The organism is Streptomyces sp. NPDC007917 (assembly GCF_042959105.1).
Taxonomy (GTDB): domain Bacteria; phylum Actinomycetota; class Actinomycetes; order Streptomycetales; family Streptomycetaceae; genus Streptomyces.
In genome coordinates, this window is record NZ_JBIBKK010000006.1 from 329,545 (window position 1) to 353,846 (window position 24,302).

The window sequence follows — 24,302 nt, forward strand, 5'->3', positions numbered from 1 at the left end:
TTTCCAGGTACTTCTTGTACCAGGATAAGAAGACTCTGGTACCCGGCTGAGCCGGGCGCGAGGGTCGTATCCGTGAGCCAGACAACCATCCGCACCCAGACACCGGCCGCCAGGGCCGTCGGGACCCCCGGTCCCGGCGGGGCCACGCACGACGTCGACGGGACCCTGAACGCCCTCGGCCTGTTCACCGTGCTGCTCGGCGCGGCCCTCCCCCTCATCGACTTCTTCATCGTCAACGTCGCCCTGCCCGCCATGGACCGCGATCTGAACGCGGGCCCCGCCCTGCTGGAGCTGGTCGTCGCCGGGTACGGCGTCGCGTACGCCGTGCTGCTGGTCCTCGGGGGCCGGCTGGGCGACACCTTCGGGCGGCGCAGGCTCTTCCTCGCCGGCATGGCCGCCTTCGGGCTGACGTCCCTGGCCTGCGGGCTCGCGCCGAACGCCTGGACCCTGGTGGCCGGCCGCGTGGCGCAGGGCGCCTCGGCCGCGCTGCTGCTCCCCCAGGTGCTCGCCACCATCCACGCCACCACCTCCGGGCCGCGCCGCGCCCGCGCGGTGAGCCTGTACGGCGCCACGGCCGGTCTTGCCATGGTGGCCGGGCAGATCCTCGGCGGCGTGCTGGTGGCCGCCGACCTCGCGGGCACCGGCTGGCGCGCGGTGTTCCTGGTCAACGTCCCGGTCGCGCTGGCCGGCCTGGTCCTCGCGGCCCGCGCGATCCCGGAGACCCGCTCCGAGCGCCCCGCGCCCGTCGACACCCCCGGCACCGCGCTGCTCGCCCTCACCCTGGTCGCGCTGCTGCTGCCGCTGACCGAGGGCCGCGCGGCCGGCTGGCCGCTGTGGACCTGGCTGCTGCTGGCCGTCTTCCCCGTCGCCGCCATCGCCTTCTACGCCGTCGAACGCCGCCTGGAGTCCTCCGGCCGCACCCCGCTGCTGCCGCCGAGCCTGTTCGCCCTGCCCGGGCTGCGCCGGGGCCTGCTGATGATCCTGCCGTTCAGCGCGGGCTTCGGCGGCTTCATGTTCGTCATCGCGGTCGCCCTGCAGCAGGGCCTGCGGTACGGCCCCGTCGAGGCCGGCCTCGCGCTGACCCCCATGGCCACGACCTTCTTCGTCGCGTCCCTGATGGGCCCGCGCCTGGTCAGCCGCTACGGCAGCCGGGTCGTGACCACGGGCGCGGTGATCCAGGCCCTGGGCATCGCCCTGCTGATCTGGGCCGTCCACCAGGGCTGGACCGACCTGTCCCTGACCGACCTGCTGCCCGGTATCGCGGTCGCCGGCTTCGGCCAGGGCCTGCAGCTGCCCGTACTGATCCGCGGCATCCTCGCCGAGGTCCCCGCGGAACGGGCCGGGGTCGGCAGCGGCGTCATGGTCACCGCCCAGCAGTCCGCCCTCGCCCTGGGCGTGGCCACCCTCGGCACGCTCTTCCTCACCCTGGCCCCCTCCATGGGCATGGGCGACGCGATGGTCAGGACCCTGGCCCTGCAGCTCGCGGGTGTCGTGGTGACCGGTCTGCTGAGCCTGCGGCTGCCGCGGATGCTGGGGTGAGTGGCGAGGCGGGGCGGCGCCCCGGTCGCTCACCCCACGCCGAGGAAGCGCAGGACCGCCAGGACCCGCCGGTGGTCGCCGTCGGCCACCGGCAGGTCGAGCTTCACGAAGATGCTGTTGATGTGCTTGGCCACCGCCGACTCGCTGATCACCAGCCCCTCCGCGATCCCCGCGTTGGACCGCCCCTGGGCCATCAGCTCCAGTACCTCCCGCTCGCGGGCGGTGAGCCGGTCGAGGGGGTCGCGGTGGCGGCGGACGAGGAGTTGGGCGACGACCTGGGGGTCGAGGGCGGTGCCGCCGCCCGCGACGCGGTGGAGGGCGGCGATGAAGTCCTCGACGTCCGCGACGCGTTGTTTGAGGAGGTAGCCGATGCCGCTGGTGTGCGTGGTCAGCAGGTCCGCGGCGTAGCGCTCCTCCACGTACTGGGACAGCAGCAGCACCGCCGTGTCCGGCCACTGGCGGCGGATCAGCAGCGCGGCCCGTACGCCCTCGTCGGTGAAGCCCGGGGGCATCCGGACGTCGACCACGGCGATGTCCGGGCGGTGTTCCTCGACCGCCGCGAGCAGGCCGTCCGCGTCGTCCGCCTCCGCCGTGACCTCGAAGCCCGCGGTCTGGAGGACCTTCACCAGGCCGATCCGCAGCAGGACCGAGTCCTCGGCGATCACAGCACGCACGGCAGCTCCACGGTGAGGACGGTCGGGCCCCCGCGGGGGCTGCTGAGGTCGAAGGTCCCGTCCACGGAGCCCACGCGCCCCACGAGCCCCGTGAGGCCGCTGCCCTGGGCGGGGTCGGCGCCGCCGACCCCGTCGTCGGCGATCACCACCCGCAGTATGTCGCCCGTTCTGACGACCGTGACGTCGGCCCCCGTCGCCTGGGCGTGCTTGGTGGTGTTGGCCAGGGACTCGGAGACGACGAAGTAGGCGACGGCTTCGACGGTGGGCGCGGGGCGTTCGGGGATGTCGATGTGCAGCCGTACCGGCAGCGGGGCGCGGGCGGCGATGCCGGAGAGGGCGGCGTCCAGCCCGCGGTCGTCGAGGACGGCCGGGTGCAGCCCGCGCACCAGGTTGTTCAGCTCCTCGATGGCCTCCTTGGCCTCCCGGTGCGCCTCGTCGATGACCTTGCGGGCCTCCTCGGGCAGATCGCCGAGCGTGGCCTTGGCGAGGCCGAGGTTGACCGCCATGGAGACGAGCCGCTGCTGGGCGCCGTCGTGCAAGTCGCGTTCGATGCGGCGGCGTTCGGCGTCGGCCGCGTCGACGGTGCCCGCGCGGCGCTCGGTCAGGTCCTCGACCCGGCGCTCCAGCTCCTTCGCCGGGTCGGGGCCCAGCAGCGCGGTGGCGGCGCGGACGTCAAGCCGTACGAGGGCGCCGGTGAGCCAGTACGCGAGGGCGAGCAGGGCGAGGCCGAGCGCGGTGACATACGTGGCCGCCATGGTGGTGGGGAGGAACTTCAGCCGCCCGCCCAGCGGGCTCCAGGTGAGCACGGTCGAAGCCGCCAGCCCCACCACCAGAGCGAAGCACCAGACGAGTGCCCCGCCGCATGCGATGGCCGGGCCGACCAGCAGGTTGTAGCGCAGCTGCCGTTCCCAGCGTGCCGGGCCGGGGATGTCGACGTCCAGCAGACCCTTGAAACGGCGCCGCTGCATCCGGGTGAACGCCGGGCTGACGGCGGCCAGGGCGCCGACCGGCAGGGCGACCGCGACCAGGACACCCGGCAGGGACACGATCTGGTCGTCGACCAGCCACGGCACGCTCAACACCAACAGGGCCAGGAACTGCACGGATATGCCCGCGAGCAGGAATACCGCGTCGCGCCGCAGCCGGGCGAGCGCTGCTCGTGGCGCGGTGGGGAGTCTCATGCGCCGACCTTAAACCGCCGCCTCGGGGCCGGTCGCTGACGCCCGTACCCGGATCGGAGGTGCAACTAGTGCCACCCCCAATCGGCAACTCGCGTTACCGACAGGCGCGATCGCGCCGGGGAGGCTGGTGGCCGTGCCCGAGACGCAGCCGACACGCAGCCGAGCCGAGTCGGGCCGGAAGGAGATCAGCCCTGATGAGCGCCCTGTACGCCCCCACGGCCCGCCCTGCGCGGACTGCCCGCCCTGCCCGCCCTGCACGGGCCGCACGGGCCGCCCGCGCGACTCGGGCCGGGCTCGGCGGCCCGGCCCGCCGCAGCCGCCGGGGCACCCGGGCCGTGGAGTGCGTGCTGCTCGGCAGCGGCGTCGCGCTCGTCCCCTGGCTCGTCGTCCTGGCGACGACGCTGCCGCCCACCGCCCAGGTCGGTCACTGGAACGTCGCGTGGGTGGGCCTGGACGCGCTGGAGGCGGTTGGGCTGGTGGCCACCGGGCTGCTGCGGCGGCGGGGCGACGACCGCCACCGGCTCACCGCGGCGGCGACCTGCGCGCTGCTGGTGGTGGACGCCTGGTTCGACACCGTGACCGCGGCCCCGGGCGCCGAGCTGGCCGCGGCCCTGGCCATGGCCGTGGGCGCGGAGCTGCCGCTGGCGGCGCTGTGTGCCGTGCTGGCCCTGAAGCGGGCCCCCGGGACGCGCCGCACCGGCCCCGAAGCCGCCGACCTCACGTCCGGGACGTGGCCCACCACAGGATGACCGCGGCGATCAGGAAGCAGACCGTCATCGTCCACAGCACCTGCCGCCGCGCCCGCGCGTCGGCCGTCATGGTCGGGCTGCCGACCGCGCCGTGTGCCTGCGCGAGGTGATCGAGCGCCTTGTGCCGGACGCCGCCGTAGGTGATCTGTTCTTCCCAGTCGCAGTGCAGACAGCTGAGCATCCGCCGCTGCCGCGCGCCGTATCCGTAACTCACCTCGAAGACGGTGCCGTCCTCGCGGGTGGCCGTGATGTGGTGCGTCACGCCTCGCAACACGATTCCAGAACCCCCGTTCCCGCAGAGCCGACGGGCCCTGGCGCCGCGGCAGTCTACCCGCGGCGCCAGGGCCCGTCATGGCCTGATCGCTTTATGAAACGCCCTGGTCAGCAGCCGATCAGTCGGCCGCCCAGGTAGGACTGGATCTGGTCGAGGGAGATCCGCTCCTGCTTCATCGTGTCGCGCTCACGCACGGTCACCGCGTTGTCCTCAAGGGTGTCGAAGTCGACGGTGACGCAGAAGGGCGTGCCGATCTCGTCCTGGCGGCGGTAGCGACGGCCGATCGCGCCCGCGTCGTCGAAGTCGATGTTCCAGTGCTTGCGCAGGTCCGCCGCGAGCCCCTTGGCCTTCGGCGAGAGCTGCGGGTTGCGGGACAGCGGCAGCACGGCGACCTTGACCGGCGCGAGGCGCGGGTCGAGCCGCAGCACCGTGCGCTTCTCCATCTTGCCCTTGGCGTTGGGCGCCTCGTCCTCGACGTACGCGTCGAGGAGGAAGGCCAGCATCGCGCGGCCCACGCCCGCCGCCGGCTCGATGACGAACGGCGTCCAGCGCTCGCCGGCCTCCTGGTCGAAGTACGACAGGTCCTGGCCGGAGACCTGGGAGTGGGCCTTCAGGTCGTAGTCGGTGCGGTTGGCCACGCCCTCGAGCTCGCCCCACTCCGAGCCGCCGAGGTTGAAGCGGTACTCGATGTCGGCGGTGCGCTTGGAGTAGTGGGAGAGCTTCTCCTTGGGGTGCTCGTACCAGCGGATGTTGGCCTCCTGGAGGCCGAGGTCGCGGTACCAGTTCCAGCGCTGCTCCATCCAGTACTCGTGCCAGGTCTCGTCCTCGCCCGGCTTGACGAAGAACTCCATCTCCATCTGCTCGAATTCACGCGTGCGGAAGATGAAGTTGCCCGGGGTGATCTCGTTGCGGAAGGACTTGCCCATCTGGGCGATGCCGAACGGCGGCTTCCGGCGCGAGGTCTGCTGGACGGCGAGGAAGTTGGTGAAGATGCCCTGAGCGGTCTCGGGGCGCAGATAGGCGACCGAGGCGGAGTCCTGGGTGGGGCCGAGGTGCGTGGAGAGCAGGCCGGAGAACTGCTTGGGCTCGGTGAAGCTGCCCTTGGTGCCGCAGTGCGGGCAGTTGAGGTCCGCCAGCCCGTTCTCGGGCAGCCGGCCGTGCTTGGCCTCGTACGCCTCCTCCAGGTGGTCCGCGCGGAACCGCTTGTGGCAGGAGGTGCACTCGGTGAGCGGGTCGGTGAAGGTGGCGACGTGGCCGGACGCCTCCCAGACCTCGCGGGCGAGGATCACCGACGAGTCGAGTCCGACCACGTCGTCGCGCGAGGTGACCATCGAGCGCCACCACTGGCGCTTGATGTTCTCCTTCAGCTCAACGCCGAGCGGTCCGTAGTCCCAGGCAGCTCGCTGCCCGCCGTAGATCTCGCTGGACGGGTAGACGAAGCCACGGCGCTTGCTCAGGCTGACGATGGTGTCGATCTTGTCGGCGGCCACGGTGCTCTCTTCATTGATGACGGCTGATGACGACTGTGTGAGACGACTGTGTGTCGGCTGATGGCGGCTTTGCGGACGGCGAGCGGACGACAAAGCGAATGCTTCAGGTTACCGGCGGCTCCACCCCTCGGATCAAATCGGTATGCGAAACGATCGAGAAAACGATCAAGAAGAGACCCTTTGTTGACAATCGTTTCCATCTTTGTTGAAAATGAGAGTCATGAACATACGCCGCTCCACCTTCCCGGCCGCCGTCGCCGGAGCCGCTGTTCTCGCTCTGACCACGACACTCACAGCCTGCTCCGCCGATGCGACAGACGGCCGTACGGACGGCAAACTCGATGTGGTGGCGTCGTTCTACCCGATGCAGTTCCTCGCCGAGCGCATAGGGCGCGGTCACGTCCATGTGTCCAGTTTGACCAAGGCCGGCGCGGAACCGCACGACCTGGACATCAGCGCCCGGCAGACCGCGGACCTCAGCAAGGCCGGACTGGTCGTCTACCTCAAGGGTCTGCAGCCGGCCGTCGACGCCGCCATCGTCCAGGCCGAGCCGAAGCACGTCGCCGACGCGGCCTCGTTCACCACCCTGGAGGACCACGGCACCGAGGTGGACGGCGACCACGGGCACGACGAGCACGAGCACTCCGGCGAGGACGCCGGTTCCGATCCGCACATCTGGCTGGATCCGGTGCGTTACGCCCAGGTCGCCGAGGGTGTCGGCAAGGCGCTGCAGAAGGCCGACCCCGACAACGCGGCCGACTACAAGAAGAACACCGCCGCGCTGGTCAAGCAGCTCGGCGCGCTGAACGACGACTTCAGGACGGGCTTGAAGGGCCGCACCTCGGACACCTTCATCACCACCCACGCCGCCTTCGGCTATCTCGCCGAGCGCTACGGGCTGCGCCAGGAGGCCATCTCCGGCATCGACCCGGAGTCCGAGCCCAGCCCGGCCCGGATGAAGGCCCTGCACTCGGTCGCGGAGAAGGAGAAGGTCGGCACCGTCTTCTTCGAGACACTGGTGAGCGACAAGACCGCCAAGACCCTGGCGGGCGATCTGCGTCTGCGCACCGATGTGCTCGACCCGATCGAGGGCATCAGCGACAAGTCCAAGGGTGACGACTACTTCGAGGTCATGCACGCCAACCTCAAGGCGCTCGAGACGGCCCTGGGCGCCAAGTGAGGCGCGAAACGACGAGCGGAGGAAGCCGCATGAAGCCGGAACCCGCCACACCCCCCGAGACCGCCACCAAGACCTCCGACAAGGCCCCGGCCGAGACCCCTGCCGAGACCCCCACCAAGGCCTCCGACGAGGCCCCGGCCGTCATATCCCTGCGGGGCGCCACCGCCTCGCTCGGCGGCCGCCCCGTGCTGCGCGGCGTCGACCTGACCGTACGGCGCGGCGAGGTCGTCGCGCTGCTCGGCGCCAACGGCTCCGGCAAGTCCACGGCGGTGCGCTCCGTCGTCGGCCAGGTGCCGCTGTCCGGCGGCGAGCTGAAGCTGTTCGGCGCCCCCAGCCGCCGCCTCCGCGACTGGGCCCGTATCGGCTACGTACCGCAGCGCACCACCGCGGCCAGCGGTGTGCCCGCCACCGTCCGCGAGGTGGTCTCCTCCGGGAGGCTGGCCCGCAGGCGGCTGGGTCCGCCGCGCGCGGCGGACCGGGCGGCGGTGCGCCGGGCGCTGGAGCTGGTCGGGATGGCCGACCGCGCCAAGGACTCGGTGAGCGCGCTGTCCGGCGGCCAGCACCAGCGGGTGCTGATCGCCCGTGCGCTGGCCGGCGAGCCCGAACTGCTGATCATGGACGAGCCGATGGCCGGGGTCGACCTGGCCAGCCAGGAGATCCTCGCCCAGACGCTGCGCGAGCAGGTCGCCCAGGGCGTCACCGTGCTGCTGGTGCTCCATGAGCTCGGCCCGCTCGAGCCGCTGATCGACCGCGCGGTGGTGCTGCGCGACGGCTGCGTGGTCCACGACGGCCCGCCGCCCAAGGCCGTGGGCCAGCACGCGCTGCCCGGCCATGACCACGTACACCCGCACGCGGCGCACGACGCCGAACCGATCCGGACGGGATTGCTGACCTGACATGTTGGAAATCCTCGACTACCCGTTCATGCAGCGGGCCCTGATCGCCGCCGTCCTGGTCGGCATCACCGCCCCCGCCGTCGGCATCTACCTCGTCCAGCGCCGCCAGGCGATCATGGGCGACGGCATCGGCCATGTCGCGCTCACCGGCGTCGCGCTCGGCTTCCTGACCGGCACCAACCCGGTGTGGACGGCCGTCGCGGTCTCCACGCTCGGCGCGATCCTCATGGAGCTGATCCGCTGGTACGGCAAGACGCGCGGCGACCTGGCCCTCGCGATGCTCTTCTACGGCGGTATGGCCGGCGGTGTGCTGCTGATCAACCTCTCGCCGACCGGCTCCAACGCCAACCTCACCACGTATCTCTTCGGCTCGATCACCACCGTCTCGCCCGAGGACGTGACCGCGATCAGCTGCCTGGCGGCCTTCGTCGTGCTGATCACCCTCGGGCTGCGCCGCCAGCTGTTCGCGGTGTGCCAGGACGAGGAGTTCGCGCGGGTGACCGGCCTGCCGGTGCGCACCCTCAACCTGCTGCTGGCGATCACCGCCGCCGTCACCGTCACCGTCGCCATGCGCGTCGTGGGCCTGCTGCTGGTCAGCGCCCTGATGGTGGTCCCGGTCGCGGCCGCCCAACAGGCCACCCGAGGCTTCGCGATGACGCTCGCGCTCGCCGTCGCCATCGGCGTCGTGGTGACGCTCTCCGGCACGGTCTTCTCCTTCTACGAGGACGTCCCGCCCGGCGCCAGCATCGTCGTACTCGCCATCGCCGTCTTCGCCGCGATCACCGCGCTCGCCGCCCCGTTGGCCAGAAGTCGCGCCCGCAGGGCCGCCGCGGCCGAGGAGCGCTGCACCCTCCCGCTCCCCGGCGCCCGCGCGGCCGCACCGGGTGCGGGGACGGGCGAAGCGGACGATGTCCTCGTCTAGTCCGTGCGCTCAGCTTTCCCTGGCACAATGGCCACGCGGATGCGCGACGTACGAGCAGGCGACGAGCAGGCGATGTTGAGGAGGCAACTGTGGTGACCGCCGGTCCCCCAGTACGCGGCCGGTCCACCAGGCAGCGGGCAGCGGTGGCTGCGGCGCTGGACGAGGTGGACGAGTTCCGCAGTGCGCAGGAGCTCCATGACATGCTCAAGCACCGCGGCGACTCCGTCGGCCTGACCACGGTCTACCGCACGCTCCAGTCCCTCGCCGACGCGGGCGAGGTCGACGTCCTGCGCACCACCGACGGCGAGGCCGTCTACCGCCGCTGCAGCAGCGGCGAGCACCACCACCACCTGGTCTGCCGCTCCTGCGGGAAGGCAGTCGAGGTCGAGGGCCCGGCCGTGGAGAAGTGGGCCGACGCGATCGCGGCGGAGCACGGCTTCGTGGACGTCGCCCACACGATCGAGATCTTCGGCACCTGCGGGGACTGCGCGGCGGCGCCCCAGGCGTAACCGGGCCCGGGGCGGCCTCACGCCCCTGAGCGGCCTCACCGCTTGAGATAGGCCAGGACCGCCAGGACACGGCGGTTGTCGTCGGCCGACGGTTCGATCCGCAGCTTGTCGAAGATGCTCGCGGTGTGCTTGGCGACCGCGCTCTCGCTGACGTGCAGGGTGTGCGCGATGGCGGCGTTCGACCGGCCCTCGGCCATCAGCTTCAGGACGTCGTGTTCGCGCGGGGTGAGGCCGCCGGTGCGCCCCCTGGCGTCGCTGCGGGCCAGCAGCTTGGAGATGACCTGCGGGTCCATGACCGTGCCGCCGGCCGCGACGGTGCGCACCGCGTCGATGAACTGCCCGGTGTGGGTGACCCGGTCCTTGAGGAGATAGCCGATGCCGCCCTCGCCCCCGGCCAGCAGCTCATGGGCGTAGAGCTGGTCCACGTACTGGGAGAGGATCAGCACCGGCAGCGCGGGGCGGGTGCGGCGGGCTTCCAGGGCCGCCTGCAGCCCCTCATCGGTGTGGGTCGGCGGCAGACGGATGTCGACCACGGCGACGTCCAGGTCCTCCTCGCGCAGCGCGCGCAGCAGGGCCGGGCCGTTGTCCACGGAGGCGATCACCTCGCAGCCGTGCTCCCGCAGGGTGCGCGTCAGCCCGTCCCTGAGCAGGAAGAGGTCTTCGGCGAGGACGACGCGCACGGGATCTCCAAGGTCACGGTGGTCGGGCCGCCCCGCGGGCTGCGCAGGGCGAGGGTGCCGTCGAAGGTACCCAACCGGCGCTGTACGCCGCGCAGTCCGGTCCCCCGCGCCGGGTCCGCGCCGCCCCGGCCGTCGTCGGTGACGGTGACCCGCAGCCGTGCGTCCTCGTGCGTCAGGGCGATGCGCACCTCCTGGGCGCCGGAGTGCTTGGCCGCGTTGGCGAGCAGTTCGCTGACCGCGAAGTAGGCGGCGGACTCGACCGGCGCCGGAAGCCGTCCGGGCAGCCGGGCCTCGACATGGACGTCGAGGAAGCTGTCGAGCGCCAGCGACCGTACGGCATCGCCGAGCCCCCGGTCGGCGAGCACCGGGGGCTGGATGCCGTGGACCAGGTCACGCAGGTCCTGGAGCGCCCGCGCGGAGGTCTCGCGCACGTCCAGCAGGAGCCCGCGAGCGGCTTCCAGGTCGACGTCGAGGAGCCGGGTGGCCTCGTCCAGCGTCATGCCGAGGGCGACCAGCCTGGCCTGGGCGCCGTCGTGCAGGTCCCGTTCGATACGGCGGAGTTCGGCCGCCTGCGCGTCCAGCGACTCGTCGCGGATGCCGGTGAGCCGTTCGACGCGCCGGGCCAGTTCGGTGCTGCGCGGCGCGGACAGCAGCCGGCGGCTCCAGCGGGCGTGCAGTCCGAGCACGCCGGGGGCCAGGCGCACCCCCGCCGCGATGAACGCAAGGCCGAGGGCCAGGGCGGCGAGCATCGTCGGGGTGGAGCGCACGGGGATGAAGGCGTACCAGTTGCCGTCGTCGACGATCCGCCAGATGAACGGCTGCACCAGCGCGCCGAACGCCCCGTACTCGACGAGGGCGAGCGGCAGCGCGACCAGCAGCCCCCCGAGCCACGGCTCCAGCCAGGCCCACCGCAGATCGCGCCAGAACCCCTCGTCGCCGAGGACCGCGGCCGCCCGCCGTCGGGGCCGCTCGGACGCGGACCGGTCCGGCGCGAGCGGGTCCGGCGGGCTGATCGCCGTGCCCGTCCAGCGGGCGGTCCAGGACCGGTACCGGTCGGAGAGCCCGCGCAGGGCCGCCGCGGCGGGCGGCAGCAGCCGGAACCCGGCCCCGATCGGCAGCAGCAGCAGCGCGCCGATCACCAGAGCGCCGACGGCGGCCACCGCCAGGGCCACCAGCCCGAGCAGCTGACACCGGACGAGGGCGCGCAGGCCGCCGGCTCCCCATCCCCCCATGACCGCTCATCGCTCCCGTCGAATCAGCGCGCCGAGTGCGCCATGGCGGGGATCGTAGCCACCGGGGCCCGGCGCACCCATGGCACCGCCGCCACCAGGCACGCGGCCCCGAAGAGCACCATGGGCAGCACGGCGCCGGACTCCTCGTCCATGAACAGCAGCATGCCCAGGTTGACCAGGGCGTGGAAGCCGCCCGCCAGCAGCAGCCGGTTGGCCCGTACCCGCTCAAGACCGAGCCCCAGGACGACCGACATCGCCACCGTGCCCAGCAGAAACCCGGCCGCGTACGCCGGGGCCTGCGCGAACACCTGGACATGCCACACGCCCCACACCGCGCCGATCGTGGTCGACGCGGCGAGCGGGCCGAAGCGGGTCCGCAGGAGGGGCTGGAAGAAGCAGCGCCAGCCGATCTCCTCCCCGCACGCGCCGGCCAACTGCGCCACCACGATCAGCGCGAAGGGGTGGTCGAGTGTGCGCGGGTCGGTGGCATGGGCGTCACCGGTGGCGAGGGCGTACGCGCCCGCGCTCAGCGCGGTGATCAGCAGCGCCGTGGCGAACAGCGGCAGGGCACGGCCCGCCGGCCGCGCCGAGGGGCCCGCCGGTTGCGCTGAAGGGCCCGCCGGCCGCCCCGCCCGGCGGCCGGGCCACGCCCCGGCGAGCAGCGCCCGCACCGGGGAGGGCCACAGCAGCGCCACCGCCGCCACGCCCAGCGCGGGCCCGAACTGGGTCAGCTCGATGACCTCCACCGGTATCCCCGTCGCGGGCTGCGCCCCGCCCAACGCCCCCGCCGTCACGAACGTGACCGCGAGGAACACCCCCGCCTTCGCTTTCCACGTGTGCATACCGCCAGGCCCCCGATCGGGTCGAACCGGATCTCGTCGCTGTCGACGATGCCGGTCGGGGAGCCCGCCGGCTTTGCACACAGCTGCCGAACAGGGGTGTACCTAGGTGCAGCTCATCGCCTGCCCAGCCGCAGCCAGTCCCGCACCTTGCGGACCTCGAGCACCTTGTCCGGGGCCCATAACACAGGTTGTGGAGAGCGCGACCGGCGCGGCCGTTCCGGCGGCGGAGCTCAACGCACCGGCTCGGGCTGCCTCTCCAGGGCCGAGCGCATGAAGTGGCAGCGGTCGAACGAGCGGCGCCGCATCCACAGCACCCAGGAGCAGAGGCCGGCCATGAAGACCGCGTAGACCAGCGGGAAGAGCCAGGAGCCGGTGGCCACCCCGACCGCGAGGATGCCGACCGCGATCAGGCCCATGAAGCCCAGCCAGTACGGCAGCCACCGGCCCGCCCGCTCCATCCGCCTCAGATGGTCCGCGACGAGCCGCCGCATGGCTTCCCGCTCCTCGGGCTCGCTCGGCACCTCACGGTGCCGGAGCTTGCGGTTGAGCTCGGCGAGTCCGCGCGCGTCGGTGCCCGCCGCACGGCCGGCCCTGCGGCGCTGCGCGGCGACGATCGCGATGCCCACGCCGGCGTAGAGCACGCCGTGAACCACCCACGACGCCGGAGGCTCGTCCCGGCGCACCAGGGCGGAGATACCCACACCCAGCAGAACGATCAGGGCCGCCTGAGCGGTCAGACTACGGTCGAGCCAGCGCTTTAAGCCGCGCACGGCACGCACCTCCTCTGGATCGACGGATTACCGCTGTGGCTACCCGAGTACCCCGTCAACGCCCGTCGGCACAGGACGACGACGGCCGGCGCCACCGTCCGTGTGGACGGCGGCACCGGCCGTGAGGAGTGTGAGCGTGGTCGGCGTCAGCGCGGACCCGGCTGGGAACCGTCCTTCTCCCGCACCTCGTTCGGGATCGCCCCGCCGAAGCGGCGGTCGCGCGAGGCGTACTCCAGGCAGGCCCGCCACAGGTCGCGGCGGTCGAAGTCCGGCCAGAGCACGTCCTGGTAGACCATCTCCGCGTAGGCGCTCTGCCAGATCAGGTAGTTGGACGTGCGCTGCTCGCCCGACGGCCGCAGGAAGAGATCCACATCCGGCATGTCGGGGTAGTAGAGGTACTTCGCGAAGGTCTTCTCGGTCACCTTCGCCGGGTCGAGACGGCCCGCCCTGACGTCCTCCGCCAGCGCCTTCGCCGCGTCCGCGATCTCGGCCCGGCCACCGTAGTTCATGCAGAAGTACATGGTCATGGCGTCGTTGTCCTTGGTCTGCTCCTGCGCGACCTGGAGCTCCTGCGCCACGGACTTCCACAGCTTCGGCATCCGCCCCGCCCAGCGGATACGGATGCCCATCTCGTCCATCTCGTCGCGGCGGCGGCGGATGACGTCCCGGTTGAAGTTCATCAGGAAGCGCACCTCGTCGGGCGAGCGCTTCCAGTTCTCGGTGGAGAAGGCGTAGAGGGAGAGGTTCTTGACCCCGATCTCCAGGCACCCCTTGAGCACATCGAGGACCACGCCCTCGCCCACCTTGTGCCCCTCGGTGCGCGGCAGCCCGCGCTCCTTGGCCCAGCGGCCGTTGCCGTCCATCACGACGGCCACATGCCTGGGCACCAGCTCACCGGGGATCTTCGGCGGACGGGCACCCGAAGGGTGCGGGTCCGGGGCCCGGTACTCGCGCCGCTGTCGGCCCAGAATCCCGCGTCGTGCCATGTGCCTGCCGTCTCCCTCTGAATGCTTCCGCGCTCTATTTCTCTACATACCGCAGCGACCGGAGCCCCCGCTCCAGGTGCCAGTGCAAATACGCCGCCACGAGCCCACTGCCCTCCCGGGCATGCCGGGCCTCGCACCCGTCCGCCGTCTTCCAGTCCCCGGTCAGCAGCGCGCCCAGCAGCGTCAGCGCCTCCGCCGAGGGTACGACGCTCCCGGGCACCCGGCACTCCCCGCAGATCACCCCGCCCGCGCCGACCGAGAAGAACCGGTTCGGCCCGGGCATGCCGCACTTCGCGCAGTCGTCGAAACTCGGCGCGTAGCCGTTGACCGCGAGGGAGCGGAGCAGGAACGCGTCCAGGACGAGATGCGGCTCGTGCTCCCCCGAGGCGAGCGTGCGCAGCGCGCCGACCAGCAGGAGGTACTGCTGCACGGCGGGCTCGCCCTCGTGGTCGGTGAACCGCTCGGCGGTCTCCAGCATGGCCGTACCGGCGGTGTAGCGGGCGTAGTCGGTCACGATGGCGCTGCCGTACGGAGCGATGGTCTCACTCTGTGTGCACAGCGGCAGCCCGCGGCCGACCAGCTCGCCGCCCCCGCGCGAGAAGAACTGCACGTCGACATGGCTGAACGGTTCGAGCCGCGCCCCGAACTTCGACTTCGTCCGCCGCACTCCCCGGGCCACGGCCCGTACCCGGCCGTGACCCCGGGTGAGCAGCGTGATGATCCGGTCCGCCTCGCCCAGCTTCTGGGTGCGCAGCACGATGCCGTCGTCGCGGAACAGACTCATGGCCCTCATTCTCCATGACGGCGGACACCGCGGAGAACGCCGTCCGCTCAGGCGGTGGCGAAGTGGGCGACGAGTGCCGACGCGATCGGCTCGACCACCTCCGGCGCGATCATGTGGCCCATCAGAACCTAGCCAGGGGACGCCCCGCTTTGGCGGGGTGGGGAATGGCTTCTGAGCCCTGCTCTGACCTCAGCTGTGTGCATGGATCCGCACTGTTCACCTGAGCCGACCTTTCTGCCGCACTAGACCTGTGGCGCGTGTATAGTGATCGCGTGACTGTGACCAGGAAGGTTCGCCGATTCTCCGGCGGCGTGTACGACCTCGGGCTCCACGTGGTGTGGTGCCCGAAGTACCGCCGTCCGGTCCTCGGCGGCCGGGTCGCGGAACGACTGGACGAACTGATCCGGCAGAAGGCGGAGGAGCGCGGCTGGGAGATCATCGCCCTTGAGGTGATGCCCGACCACGTCCACCTGTTCGTGAAGCACGACCCGAAGTCGTCGGCCTCGTACGTGGCCAACCAGTTCAAGGGCTTCACCTCCCGCGTCCTGCGTGAGGAGTTCCCGCATCTGAAGTCGCGGATGCCCACCTTGTGGTCGTCGTCGTACTTCGCGGCGTCGGCCGGCGCAGTCTCGGCGGCGACGGTCGAGAAGTACATCAACACCCAGTGGGAACGCCCGTGGAAGAAGGGGGACGGCTCGTGATCCGCGCGTACAAGTTCCTCCTGCGTCCCACGGCCCGTCAGGCGGTCGCGCTGGGCGAGATGCTGCGTGACCACTGCTCGCTCTACAACGGCGCCCTTCAAGAGCGGCGCGACGCCTACCGGCACGCCTCGAAGACGAGCGTCAAGTACGGGGATCAGTCCGCGCAGCTCAAGGAGATCCGCGCGGTTGACCCCGAGCGCCAAGGACGCTGGTCGTTCTCCTCGCAGCAGGCCACCCTGCGCCGCCTGGACAAGGCGTTCCAGGCGTTCTTCCGCCGCGTGAAGGCCGGGCAGACCCCGGGCTACCCGCGCTTCAAGGGCGTCGGGCACTTCGACACTGTCACCTTCCCCAAGGACGGTGACGGCTGCCGCTGGGACTCGACGCCCCACGACCCGCAGACCCGCGTCCGCCTCCAGGGCGTGGGGCATGTCCGCGTGCACCAGCACCGGCCCGCGCAGGGCCGCGTCAAGACGATCAGTGTGAAGCGTGAAGGAAACCGCTGGTACGTCGTCCTCGCCTGCGACGAGGTGCCCGCCGAGGAGCTGCCGCCCGCCGGGGCGATCGTCGGTATCGACATGGGCGTCGCCCACTTCCTGACCACCTCGGACGGCGAACACGTCGGCAACCCGCGCTTCCTTCAGGCGATGGCCGATGAACTGGCCGGAGCGCAGCGGCACCTCGCGACGTTCCCCAAGCGGACCCGGCGGCGCACCAAGGCACATCGGGCCGCCGCCCGGAAGGTCGCCAAGCTGCACGGCAAGATCCGGCGTCATCGCGCCGACTTCCACCACAAGACCGCCCGCGCGCTCATCACCGACCACGACGTGATCGCGCACGAGCGGCTGAACACTGCGGGCATGACCAAGAGTCCCGCACCCAAGGCCGACCCTGAGCAGCCCGGAAGCTTCCTGCCGAACGGTGCTGCCGCGAAGGCCGGGCTCAACCGCAGCATCCTCGACGCGGGTTGGGCGCAGTTTCTCGGAATCCTGGCGAACAAGGCTGAGAGTGCCGGTCGCCTGGTGGTCCCGGTGGACGCGCGCAACACTTCCCGCACGTGCCCCGAATGCGGGCATGTCGCAAAGGAGAACCGCGTCACCCAGGAACAGTTCCAGTGCACGGCGTGCGGGTTCGCGGCGAACGCGGACCACGTCGGCGCGACGAACGTCCTCAACAGGGCCGGGCTGGTCCTCTGCGCGGCGGCTTAGCCACCGACGCAGGAAGCCCGCGCGTTTACGCGTGGGTGGAGTCACGTCCTGGACCATCAGCAGCCGGGCCCCGGCGACCGCCTCCGCGATCAGCTGCCCGTGTCCGGGTTTGGCCGGTTCGCAGGTGCCCTCGACAACCAGGGTGGGCGCCTGCACCTTGACCAGCGCGCCGACGGGTTCGACCTCCAGGTTCGGCCCCGGCCGGCCTCGGGGCGGCGGCTTCGGCCGGCTCCAGGGCGCGCTCCATGGCCCCGAGCCGGGCGGCGGCGGCCAGCACCACACGGGGGTCGCCCCGCCCGTCGAGCGCGGCGGTCAGCAGCACCCGGCGGGTCCCGGCGGGCAGCGCGGCGAGCTGGCCGCCGTAGACGGCGGTGACCTCCTCGCCCAGCGGAAGCGGGTCGGGCAGCGGCTCGTGACCCGCCAGTTGACCCGCCGTCAGCAGCTCGGCGGTCTCCTGGAGGGCGAGCGGGTTGCCGCCCGTGGCCTCGGCGATCAGCGCCGCGACCCGTGGCGAGGGCTCCACGGCCGCCCAGTCGGCGAGGGCGGCGGCCGCGTCGGCGGCGTCCAGCCCGGTCAGCCGCCGTTCCGGCAGGTCGCGCAGCGCGTACCGGGTGTCGGGGGTGTCGCGCGTGGCGATCAGCAGCCCCACGCCGTCGGTGTCCAGGCGGCGCGCGGCGAACAGCAGGGCGTCGGCGGAGGCCCGGTCGACCCAGTGGAAGTCGTCGACCACGCACAGCAGCCCGTGCGGCCCCCCGGCCTCGGCCAGCAGCGACAGCACCCCCGCGGCCACCAGGAACCGGTCCTGCGCGGCGGGCGGCACGGCCAGCCCCAACGCCCCGCGCACGGCGTCCCGCTGCGGACCGGGCAACGCGTCGATGAGCCCGGCGACCGGCCGCAGCAACTGGTGCAGGGCGGCGAACGCGAGGCCCGTCTCGGGTTCGGCCCCGGTCGCGCGCAGCACCTTGGCGGGGGCGGCGAGCTCCGCGGCGTGCCGCAGCAACGCGGACTTGCCGACGCCGGGCTCGCCACGCAGTACCAGGACCCGCCCGGCGCCGGCCCGGACGCCGTCGAGCAGCTCGGTGAGCATCGCGCGTTCCGCCGCGCGTCCGGCAAGTCGGCCCCCTGGCATGCGTGTCCCCCTGTGCGTGTGCCTGTTCTCGCGGCGGGCCCGGCGCCGCGCGCGGGCCCGGCGCCGCGCGCCGGGCCGACTGTAGCGGTCCGCTCCACGGGGAGGCGGGGCCTCACGCCCAGGCCCTGTCCGGCGGCTCGTGACGCCTGCGGCGGGCCTCAACCGGGGCTCCGCCCCAGACTCCGGTGTCCAGGGGCGAAGCCCCCGGACACCCCCTAGTGGGGCAGGCGATCGAACCGCCCGGCCTTCACGGCGCGGGTGAGGGCGCGGAGGGCGGCGGGGGGTGGTTGCGATCACGGTGTGCGGTTCGTCGCTCTCCCGCAGGAGGACGGTGTCCGGCGCTCGGGCGAGCTCGACGCAGGCGTTGTCTGGGGCGTCAGCCGAGTGGGAGGACTTCCGCCAGCCCTCAGCCGGCCAGTGCGTCGAACTCACCGGTCTTGACCCCTCGTATCAGCGCCCGGAGAGCAGCCGGGGTAGTCGCAATGATCACGTGCGGGTCGTCGCTCTCCCGCAGGAGGATTGCCGCGTCAGGTACGTGAGCCAGCTCGACGCAGTTGTTGCCGGGGCCGTCCGCCGAGTAGGACGACTTCTGCCACCGTATGCCGGACATGCCGATGCCTTCAGCCGGCCAGGGCATCGAACTCACCAGTCTTGATCCCTTGCGTCAGCGCCCGGAGGGCGGCCGGGGAGGTCTCAATGATCACCTGTGGGTCGTCGCTCTCACGGAGCAGGATCGTCGAGCCGGGAGCGCGAGCCAACTCAACACAGGCGTTGCCTTCAGCATCGGCCGAGTACGAGGACTTCTGCCACTGTATTCCAGACATCTCCACGCCTTCAGAGTTGATGCGCGATGGCGAGAATGAAGTCACGTGAGTCTTCAGGGGACAGCGCCATCGCTTCCGTCCGATCCAGAACTCTTCGATAGTTGGCCAGGTATGTTTCCGCGTCGAGGAGAGCGCTGCCGGTCGGCGAATCGATCTGCACCGTATCCAGCTGTGGCACGGGCCCCGTGACGTATGTCGTGGAACTGCCCGCGTTCGGAAACCCTCCCGCCGAGAACGGGATGACGCGTACGGTCACATTGTCTCGCTCCGACGCCTCTACCACGTACTCCAGCTGTCGCAAGGCCACCTTGGCCCCACCGAACTGCAACCTCAACGCCGCCTCATGGATGAGAAACGTGCACTGCGGCGGCTCCTCGCGATCCAGCACGTCGCGACGCCGCAGCCGATGGGACAGCCGACACCGGAGTTGTACGGGCGTGGGTTCGGGCTCCGCTGTAGAGAACACGGCCCGCGCGTAATCCTCGGTTTGCAGAAGCCCAGGAATATGCATGATCTGTGCCAAGCGCAGCCGCACCGCGTGGTGTTCCAGCTCAGCCAGATCCAGTGCACTGGCTGCGAGCTTTCCCCGGTACTCCTCCCACCAGCCATTGCCGCGCTCGGTAGCCATGGATACAAGGGCGTCGACGTAGACCTGATCCCCGCACGAATAGATCGCGGCAAGCGCCCTGACACGTTCCTCGCTCACGCCGAAGCGACCGGCTTCCGTATTGCTGATGCGGGTTCGGTCCACCCCCAACTGCTGGGCGGCCTGGGCCACGTTCATTCCGGCATGCTCGCGCATTTTGCGCAGCTCCGCTCCGAGCCGTTGCTGCCGCGCGGTCGGGGCCGTCCTCGGCATGTACGCCCTCCCCTTCACTCCCGAACACAGTGTCGCGTGAGACGTTCCCACACGTCCAACGAGAGCACCAATACTACGTAGCTATAGCACCTGTGCTCATCTATGCCTTATGGTCTCGATAGCACAACGCATCGGAACCATCACGCACCGCGTTGGGAGACACCGCCATGCCCGAAGCCGCCGAAGCCGCCGTCGAACCCGCCTACGCCTACCGGCTCAGCGCACCCAACTCCCCCAAGAGCCCCAAAGCCTGCCGAGACGCGATCGCCGCCCTCCTCCAGGCCAACGGACTGGACGACCTCGCGGACACGGCCCGCCTCCTGGTATCGGAGGCGGTCACCAACGTCAATCAGCACACCACCACCCCCGTCATCCACATCGACACCCTCGTCCGCGACCGCATCGCCACCATCGCCGTACGCGACAGCTCGCCGGACGACCTCCCCCGCCCCCGCAGGGCGGAGGCCGACGAAGAAGGCGGCAGGGGCCTCTTCCTCATGAAGCAACTCGCCCACGCCTGCGGCGTCACCTGGGAGAGCGGGGCGCACCCCACCGGCAAACACATCTGGTTCGAGCTGCGCGGCCCGCTCGCCGAATGACGGCAGCAGACGGGTAAGTTCCCGACATGAGCGATGACGGCGAGGCTCGAATCCGATGCGCCGAGGAGGCGGATGCAGCCGTGATCGCGCGCATCCATATGGCCTCACGGTCGGCGACCATGCCCTATCTGCCCCCGCAGAAGCGCGATCACGAGCAGGTGACCCGATGGGTCCGGGACGTCCTGCTCAAGCAATGCCGTACCTGGGTCGCCGTGCGTGATGCGGAGATCATCGGCTATGCGGCCCTTGACGGCGACATGCTTGAAGACCTCTATCTGCGCCCGGACGTCCGTCGGCAGGGCGTCGGCACGCTACTGCTCGATGAAGTCAGGCGGCACAGCCCTGGCGGGGTGTCCCTGCACGTCTTTCAGCAGAACACCGACGCCCGCGCGTTCTACGAGCGCCACGGGTTCACCGTCGTCGACACCAACGACGGTGATCGCAACATGGAGAACCTGCCCGACATGACGCTTCGCTGGATGCCGAACAGCGCGCGGTGAACCCTGTGCATGAACCGGATGACCAGGCGGGAGTTACACAACCAACAGTTGTGGATGACCAGCAGGTCAGTTGTTTGACCTGCTTCTGCCCTACCCGGTTGGCTCTCCCTGGTCAACGTCGGCTTGTTCGGGTGGGACTGCAAGGGGAGCGCGCTGAGCATGGTGGGCAGGAGACCGCTGGGCCGGCAGTTCGGCTGGCTGTGGGCGGCGTACGCGGTGAGTGCGTATGGGTCCGGGCTGGGGTTCGGGGCATTGCCGCTGATCGCCGTGCTGGTGTTGCATGCCGGACCCGCTGAGGTGTCCGCGCTGTCCGCGGTGGGGCCCGCGGTGGGTGCGCTGATCGCGGTACCGCTCGCGCCGTGGGTGGAGTTCCGGCGCAAGCGCCCGGTCATGATCATGATGGACCTGGCCCGGTTCGCCGCCATGGCGACGATCCCGGTCGCCTACGCCTTCGGCCGGCTCAGTTTCGTCCAGCTGCTCGTGATCTCGGCCGTGGTCGCCGCAGCCAAGATCGCGTTCAACGCGGCGAGCGGCGCTTACCTCAAGGCCCTCGTCCGACCGGATGACCTGCTCGTCGCCAACGCGCGGTTCGAGTCCACGAACTGGAGCTCCATCGCGGTCGGGCCACCGCTCGGCGGAGCGGCGATCGGTCTATTCGGACCGGTCACCACCGTGGTGGCCGATGCGCTCAGCTACCTCCTCTCCGCACTGGGCATCACCGCGATCCGCGGCCAGGAAGAAGCGCCGCGAACGACCGGCAAGAGCCCGGTGAGGGCGGGCGCGCTGCTCGACGGCTGGCGACACATCATGGGCCACCCCGGTCTGCGGCCGCTCTACCTCAACAACATGCTCGTCGCCGGTCTGATCATGGCCACCGAGCCGCTGCTGGCCGTGCTCCTCCTCCGCCAGCTCGAGTTCCCGCCCTGGCAGTACGCCCTCGCCTTCGCCGCCCCCTGCCTCGGCGGACTCATCGGCTCCCGGCTGGCCCGCCGCGTCGTGGCCCGCTACGGCCGGCCCACCGTCTTCCGGACCGTCGGCACCCTGCGCGCCATCTGGCTGATCGGCCTGGCCTTCGTCCGCCCTGGCATCGTCGGCCTCGTCACCGTGATGGCCGTCGAACTGGCGATCATCATCAACATGAGCCTGTACAACCCGGTGCTCGCCACCTACCGGCTCGAACACACACCCAAGCATCTCGTCGCCCGCACCCTGGCGGCCTGGTCGATCGGCCAGCAGGCGTCCATCGCCGTCCTCACCGCGCTCGCCGGGCTGCTCGCCGACGTCACCAGCCCACGCACCGCTCTCACCGTCGCGGGACTGCTCATCCTGACCACCCCGCTCCTGCTTCCCCGACATGACCAGACGCGAACACCATCAGCAAGGAGAACACTCGCGTGAGCACCGCCCCCGCACTCGACCCCACGCACACCGCGCTTCTCGTCATGGACTACCAGCCCGCGATCCTGGCCTTCGTGCCCGAAGGCGCGGACCGCGACGCCCTGCTCGGTCGCGTGGAAGGGGCCATCGCCGACGTTCGCGCAAACGGCGGCACCATCGCCTACGTACGCGTCGGCTTCACCGAGGCCGACTGGGGCGCGATCCCGGACTCCAACAAGTCCTTCGCTCCGCTGGCCCAGCACCGCGTCATGCACCACGAGGACCCCGCCGCTGCCATCCATGAGCGTCTGGCTCCCCAGGACGGCGACATCATCGTGCGCAAGGTCCGCTACGGCGGCATGTCCACCACCGACCTCGACCAGCGGCTCCGCGAGCGCGGCATCACCACTCTGGTCGTCTCCGGCATCAGTACCAGCGGAGTCGTCCTGTCCACCGTCATCGACGCGGCCGACCGCGACTACCGGCTCTACGTCCTGTCCGACGGCGTCGCCGACCCGGACACCGAGGTCCACGACGTCCTGCTCCGCCGGGTCTTCCCCTCACGGGCCCACATCATCGACACCGCCGAGCTGCGCGCCCTGCTCCGGGCCGGCTGACCGGCAGCGCCTCTCAGCGGGAGGCGACCTGCTGGTCGTGCTCGACGCGGGTGAGGAAGAAGTCCCGGATGTCCTCGGCGAGCAGCTCGGGCACTTCCATCGCGGCGAAGTGGCCGCCGCGCTCGAACTCCGACCAGTGCCTGATGTCGTACAGCCGCTCGGCCAGCGGTCGCACCGACTGCGTGATGTCGTGTGCGAACACCGCCACCCCCACCGGCACCGGGCACGACACGGGCCCACCCCGCGGAGCGTCGTGGTGCAGCCGCGCCGAGGACGCCGCGGTGGCGGTCAGCCAGTACAGCGAGATGTCGGTGAGCATCCGGTCGTCGCTGATCTGCGAGCGCGGGTCGGTCCAGTGGGCGAAGCGCTCGGCGATCCAGACCAGCTGGCCGACCGGCGAGTCGGTCAGCGCGTAGCCGATGGTCTGGGGCGTGAGGGCTTGAAGGGCCTGGTACGGCGGGCGGTTCGCCATCAGCTGCCTGACCTTGTCGAGCCGGGCCTCGTCGGTTTCGGACAGTTCGACGCCGGCGTCCGGGTCCGGCCGGGTCGGCAGGTAGTTGATGTGCGCCCCGACGACCCGCTCGGGTGCCACCGCGCCGAGCGCCAGGGAGATACCCGCGCCGAAGTCGCCGCCCTGCGCGCCGTAGCGCTCGTACCCGAGACGGTGCATCAACTCGGCCCAGGCCCGGGCGATCCGGACGGCGTCCCAGCCGCGCTCGTGGGTCGGCCCGGAGAAGCCGTAGCCCGGGATGGACGGAATCACCAGGTGGAAGTCGCGCGACAGCGGCTCGATGACGTCAAGGAACTCCAGGAACGACCCGGGCCAGCCGTGGGTGAGGATCAGCGCGAGCGCGTCCGGCTTCGCGGACCGGACGTGGACGAAGTGGATGTTCTGGCCGTCGATCTCGGTGGTGAAGTGCGGAAGCTCGTTGAGCTCGGCCTCGTGCGCACGCCAGTCGTAGCCCGTGCGCCAGTGCTCGGCGAGCTCCTTCAGCCGCGCCAGGGGGAAGCCGTAGTCCCACCCGGCGTCGGCGACCTCGTTGGGCCAGCGGGTGCGGGAGAGGCGGTCGGTCAGGTCGTCGAGGTCGGCCTGGGGGATGTCGATGTGGAACGGCTTGATCATGGTCTTCACTCCAGGGGGATTCACCGGAAGCCGGAACGTTAGGGACTTGAACGTTCGCGACACTAACGAAGATAGACTGTTAGTGGCACTAACGCAACAGAGGAGGACCCCGATGAGCCCGACCCCCGAACTCACCCCGGCCCGGCTGCGCGCCATCCCCAGCCGTCTGATCGCCGGGGCCGCGGCCGTCGCCGACCGGCTCGTCGGCGAGCGCCTGGCCGCCGAGGGCGCCCGCACCTGGCACTTCGCCGTACTGGTCGCGCTCGCCGAGGCCGGTGCCGCGAGCCAGGCCGAACTCAGCCGCCGCACCGGGGTCTACCGCAGCGACATGGTCGCCGTCCTCAACGAGCTCGCCGACGCCGAATGCGTCCGCCGCGAACCCGATCCCGTCGACCGCCGCCGCAACGTCATCACCCTCACCCCCGCCGGACGCCGCCGCCTGGAGCGCCTGGACACGCTCATCACCGACGCCCAGCGCGAACTCCTCGCCCCCCTCACACCCGGCCAGCAGGACGAACTCACCCGCCTGCTCACCCTGCTGACCGAGCACCACCGCCCCGCGCACCCCCGCCCGCGAAGCGAGGCCGGGACCAAGGTCGAGGGGCCGCGCCTTCCCGGGCCGCAGGCCGACGGCGCTGAGTAGGGTGTGTATACAGAAAC

General features: G+C 71.2%; 28 protein-coding genes and 1 pseudogene. 13 read left to right on the forward strand and 16 right to left on the reverse strand.

Translation table 11 applies throughout. The features are described from left to right. Window positions 1-72 precede the first annotated feature (72 nt). Window positions 73-1,539, forward strand: coding sequence for an MFS transporter (locus ACFZDL_RS14315; protein WP_391191142.1), 1,467 nt, complete (start codon window positions 73-75; stop codon window positions 1,537-1,539). Between the two features lie 29 nt (window positions 1,540-1,568). Here the strand turns inward: ACFZDL_RS14315 and ACFZDL_RS14320 are convergent, their stop codons facing one another. Both ACFZDL_RS14320 and ACFZDL_RS14325 read right to left on the reverse strand, forming a co-directional pair. Beyond that, window positions 1,569-2,213 carry a response regulator transcription factor gene (locus ACFZDL_RS14320; RefSeq protein ID WP_353589472.1) on the reverse strand — a complete coding sequence of 215 codons (645 nt, stop codon included), beginning with the start codon at window positions 2,211-2,213 and terminating at the stop codon, window positions 1,569-1,571. Beyond that, entirely contained in the window at window positions 2,201-3,394 is a 1,194-nt protein-coding gene (locus ACFZDL_RS14325; RefSeq protein WP_353589474.1) for a histidine kinase, read from the reverse strand. Before ACFZDL_RS14325 ends, ACFZDL_RS14320 begins: the two co-directional genes overlap by 13 nt. A gap of 194 nt (window positions 3,395-3,588) precedes the next feature. Here ACFZDL_RS14325 and ACFZDL_RS14330 point away from each other — a divergent pair, with 194 nt between their 5' ends. Continuing rightward, window positions 3,589-4,143, forward strand: coding sequence for a hypothetical protein (locus ACFZDL_RS14330; protein ID WP_353589476.1), 555 nt, complete (start codon window positions 3,589-3,591; stop codon window positions 4,141-4,143). Here ACFZDL_RS14330 and ACFZDL_RS14335 read toward each other — a convergent pair. Together ACFZDL_RS14335 and ACFZDL_RS14340 are read right to left on the reverse strand one after the other, a co-directional pair. Beyond that, window positions 4,112-4,405 (reverse strand): hypothetical protein, encoded by a 294-nt coding sequence (locus tag ACFZDL_RS14335; RefSeq protein WP_353589478.1) that lies wholly within the window; start codon window positions 4,403-4,405, stop codon window positions 4,112-4,114. The genes ACFZDL_RS14330 and ACFZDL_RS14335 overlap by 32 nt on opposite strands. A 119-nt stretch (window positions 4,406-4,524) precedes the next feature. Continuing rightward, window positions 4,525-5,907 (reverse strand): glycine--tRNA ligase, encoded by a 1,383-nt coding sequence (locus ACFZDL_RS14340; protein WP_353589480.1) that lies wholly within the window; start codon window positions 5,905-5,907, stop codon window positions 4,525-4,527. Between the two features lie 220 nt (window positions 5,908-6,127). On the opposite strand from ACFZDL_RS14340, the gene ACFZDL_RS14345 reads away from it, so the two are divergent. The 4 genes from ACFZDL_RS14345 to ACFZDL_RS14360 all read left to right on the forward strand — a co-directional run bounded on the left by ACFZDL_RS14345 (window position 6,128) and on the right by ACFZDL_RS14360 (window position 9,414). After that, window positions 6,128-7,087 carry a metal ABC transporter substrate-binding protein gene (locus ACFZDL_RS14345; RefSeq protein WP_353589482.1) on the forward strand — a complete coding sequence of 320 codons (960 nt, stop codon included), beginning with the start codon at window positions 6,128-6,130 and terminating at the stop codon, window positions 7,085-7,087. 29 nt (window positions 7,088-7,116) lie between these two features. Continuing rightward, window positions 7,117-7,983, forward strand: a complete 867-nt coding sequence (locus tag ACFZDL_RS14350; protein ID WP_353589484.1) for a metal ABC transporter ATP-binding protein — start codon at window positions 7,117-7,119, stop codon at window positions 7,981-7,983. Between the two features lies 1 nt (window position 7,984). Beyond that, window positions 7,985-8,905, forward strand: coding sequence for a metal ABC transporter permease (locus tag ACFZDL_RS14355; protein WP_353589486.1), 921 nt, complete (start codon window positions 7,985-7,987; stop codon window positions 8,903-8,905). Between the two features lie 89 nt (window positions 8,906-8,994). Further along, a complete protein-coding gene (locus ACFZDL_RS14360; protein WP_353589488.1) occupies window positions 8,995-9,414 on the forward strand; it encodes a Fur family transcriptional regulator in 420 nt (139 codons plus the stop codon). Between the two features lie 35 nt (window positions 9,415-9,449). Here the strand turns inward: ACFZDL_RS14360 and ACFZDL_RS14365 are convergent, their stop codons facing one another. The 6 genes from ACFZDL_RS14365 to recO all read right to left on the reverse strand — a co-directional run bounded on the left by ACFZDL_RS14365 (window position 9,450) and on the right by recO (window position 14,708). Then, complete coding sequence (locus ACFZDL_RS14365; protein ID WP_353589490.1) at window positions 9,450-10,094, reverse strand: response regulator transcription factor; 645 nt, start codon at window positions 10,092-10,094, stop codon at window positions 9,450-9,452. After that, the gene (locus ACFZDL_RS14370; RefSeq protein ID WP_353589492.1) at window positions 10,046-11,326 is read right to left on the reverse strand and encodes a sensor domain-containing protein; all 1,281 of its coding nucleotides are present in this window, start codon (window positions 11,324-11,326) and stop codon (window positions 10,046-10,048) included. Before ACFZDL_RS14370 ends, ACFZDL_RS14365 begins: the two co-directional genes overlap by 49 nt. 23 nt (window positions 11,327-11,349) lie before the next feature. Further along, the gene (locus ACFZDL_RS14375) at window positions 11,350-12,168 is read right to left on the reverse strand and encodes a CPBP family intramembrane glutamic endopeptidase (RefSeq protein WP_353589494.1); all 819 of its coding nucleotides are present in this window, start codon (window positions 12,166-12,168) and stop codon (window positions 11,350-11,352) included. 230 nt (window positions 12,169-12,398) lie between these two features. After that, window positions 12,399-12,938 carry a hypothetical protein gene (locus ACFZDL_RS14380; RefSeq protein WP_353589496.1) on the reverse strand — a complete coding sequence of 180 codons (540 nt, stop codon included), beginning with the start codon at window positions 12,936-12,938 and terminating at the stop codon, window positions 12,399-12,401. 146 nt (window positions 12,939-13,084) lie between these two features. Next, complete coding sequence (locus ACFZDL_RS14385; RefSeq protein ID WP_353589498.1) at window positions 13,085-13,924, reverse strand: isoprenyl transferase; 840 nt, start codon at window positions 13,922-13,924, stop codon at window positions 13,085-13,087. A gap of 34 nt (window positions 13,925-13,958) precedes the next feature. Beyond that, entirely contained in the window at window positions 13,959-14,708 is a 750-nt protein-coding gene (recO, locus tag ACFZDL_RS14390; protein ID WP_353589500.1) for a DNA repair protein RecO, read from the reverse strand. Between the two features lie 278 nt (window positions 14,709-14,986). On the opposite strand from recO, the gene tnpA reads away from it, so the two are divergent. Further along, window positions 14,987-15,409 (forward strand): IS200/IS605 family transposase, encoded by a 423-nt coding sequence (tnpA, locus tag ACFZDL_RS14395; protein ID WP_353589763.1) that lies wholly within the window; start codon window positions 14,987-14,989, stop codon window positions 15,407-15,409. Next, window positions 15,406-16,614: a transposase gene (locus ACFZDL_RS14400; protein ID WP_353589501.1), complete on the forward strand. Its 1,209-nt coding sequence runs from the start codon at window positions 15,406-15,408 to the stop codon at window positions 16,612-16,614. The genes tnpA and ACFZDL_RS14400 overlap by 4 nt, the downstream gene beginning before the upstream one ends. Before the next feature lie 25 nt (window positions 16,615-16,639). Here the strand turns inward: ACFZDL_RS14400 and ACFZDL_RS14405 are convergent, their stop codons facing one another. The 5 genes and pseudogenes from ACFZDL_RS14405 to ACFZDL_RS14425 form a co-directional block, all read right to left on the reverse strand. Then, window positions 16,640-17,743: an ATP-binding protein gene (locus tag ACFZDL_RS14405; RefSeq protein WP_353589764.1), complete on the reverse strand. Its 1,104-nt coding sequence runs from the start codon at window positions 17,741-17,743 to the stop codon at window positions 16,640-16,642. 339 nt (window positions 17,744-18,082) lie between these two features. Next, window positions 18,083-18,175, reverse strand: a pseudogene (locus ACFZDL_RS14410) (DUF397 domain-containing protein); the annotation flags it as partial. Then, window positions 18,150-18,353: a DUF397 domain-containing protein gene (locus ACFZDL_RS14415; RefSeq protein WP_353589502.1), complete on the reverse strand. Its 204-nt coding sequence runs from the start codon at window positions 18,351-18,353 to the stop codon at window positions 18,150-18,152. The gene ACFZDL_RS14415 and the pseudogene ACFZDL_RS14410, both read right to left, overlap by 26 nt. Before the next feature lie 10 nt (window positions 18,354-18,363). Continuing rightward, on the reverse strand, window positions 18,364-18,612 hold the full coding sequence (locus ACFZDL_RS14420; RefSeq protein ID WP_391191149.1) for a DUF397 domain-containing protein: 249 nt from the start codon (window positions 18,610-18,612) through the stop codon (window positions 18,364-18,366). Continuing rightward, on the reverse strand, window positions 18,578-19,426 hold the full coding sequence (locus ACFZDL_RS14425; RefSeq protein ID WP_353589504.1) for a Scr1 family TA system antitoxin-like transcriptional regulator: 849 nt from the start codon (window positions 19,424-19,426) through the stop codon (window positions 18,578-18,580). The genes ACFZDL_RS14420 and ACFZDL_RS14425 overlap by 35 nt, the downstream gene beginning before the upstream one ends. Window positions 19,427-19,593: 167 nt before the next feature. Here ACFZDL_RS14425 and ACFZDL_RS14430 point away from each other — a divergent pair, with 167 nt between their 5' ends. The 4 genes from ACFZDL_RS14430 (at window position 19,594) to ACFZDL_RS14445 (ending at window position 22,519) form a co-directional block, all read left to right on the forward strand. Next, window positions 19,594-20,025: an ATP-binding protein gene (locus ACFZDL_RS14430; RefSeq protein WP_353589505.1), complete on the forward strand. Its 432-nt coding sequence runs from the start codon at window positions 19,594-19,596 to the stop codon at window positions 20,023-20,025. A gap of 26 nt (window positions 20,026-20,051) precedes the next feature. Next, complete coding sequence (locus ACFZDL_RS14435; protein WP_353589507.1) at window positions 20,052-20,525, forward strand: GNAT family N-acetyltransferase; 474 nt, start codon at window positions 20,052-20,054, stop codon at window positions 20,523-20,525. Between the two features lie 159 nt (window positions 20,526-20,684). Further along, window positions 20,685-21,923: an MFS transporter gene (locus ACFZDL_RS14440; RefSeq protein ID WP_353589509.1), complete on the forward strand. Its 1,239-nt coding sequence runs from the start codon at window positions 20,685-20,687 to the stop codon at window positions 21,921-21,923. Beyond that, window positions 21,920-22,519 carry a cysteine hydrolase gene (locus tag ACFZDL_RS14445; RefSeq protein WP_353589511.1) on the forward strand — a complete coding sequence of 200 codons (600 nt, stop codon included), beginning with the start codon at window positions 21,920-21,922 and terminating at the stop codon, window positions 22,517-22,519. Before ACFZDL_RS14440 ends, ACFZDL_RS14445 begins: the two co-directional genes overlap by 4 nt. A 13-nt stretch (window positions 22,520-22,532) precedes the next feature. Here the strand turns inward: ACFZDL_RS14445 and ACFZDL_RS14450 are convergent, their stop codons facing one another. After that, window positions 22,533-23,642 (reverse strand): epoxide hydrolase family protein, encoded by a 1,110-nt coding sequence (locus ACFZDL_RS14450; protein ID WP_353589513.1) that lies wholly within the window; start codon window positions 23,640-23,642, stop codon window positions 22,533-22,535. 112 nt (window positions 23,643-23,754) lie between these two features. On the opposite strand from ACFZDL_RS14450, the gene ACFZDL_RS14455 reads away from it, so the two are divergent. Next, window positions 23,755-24,285, forward strand: coding sequence for a MarR family transcriptional regulator (locus ACFZDL_RS14455; protein WP_353589515.1), 531 nt, complete (start codon window positions 23,755-23,757; stop codon window positions 24,283-24,285). The last annotated feature ends 17 nt before the right edge of the window (window positions 24,286-24,302 follow it).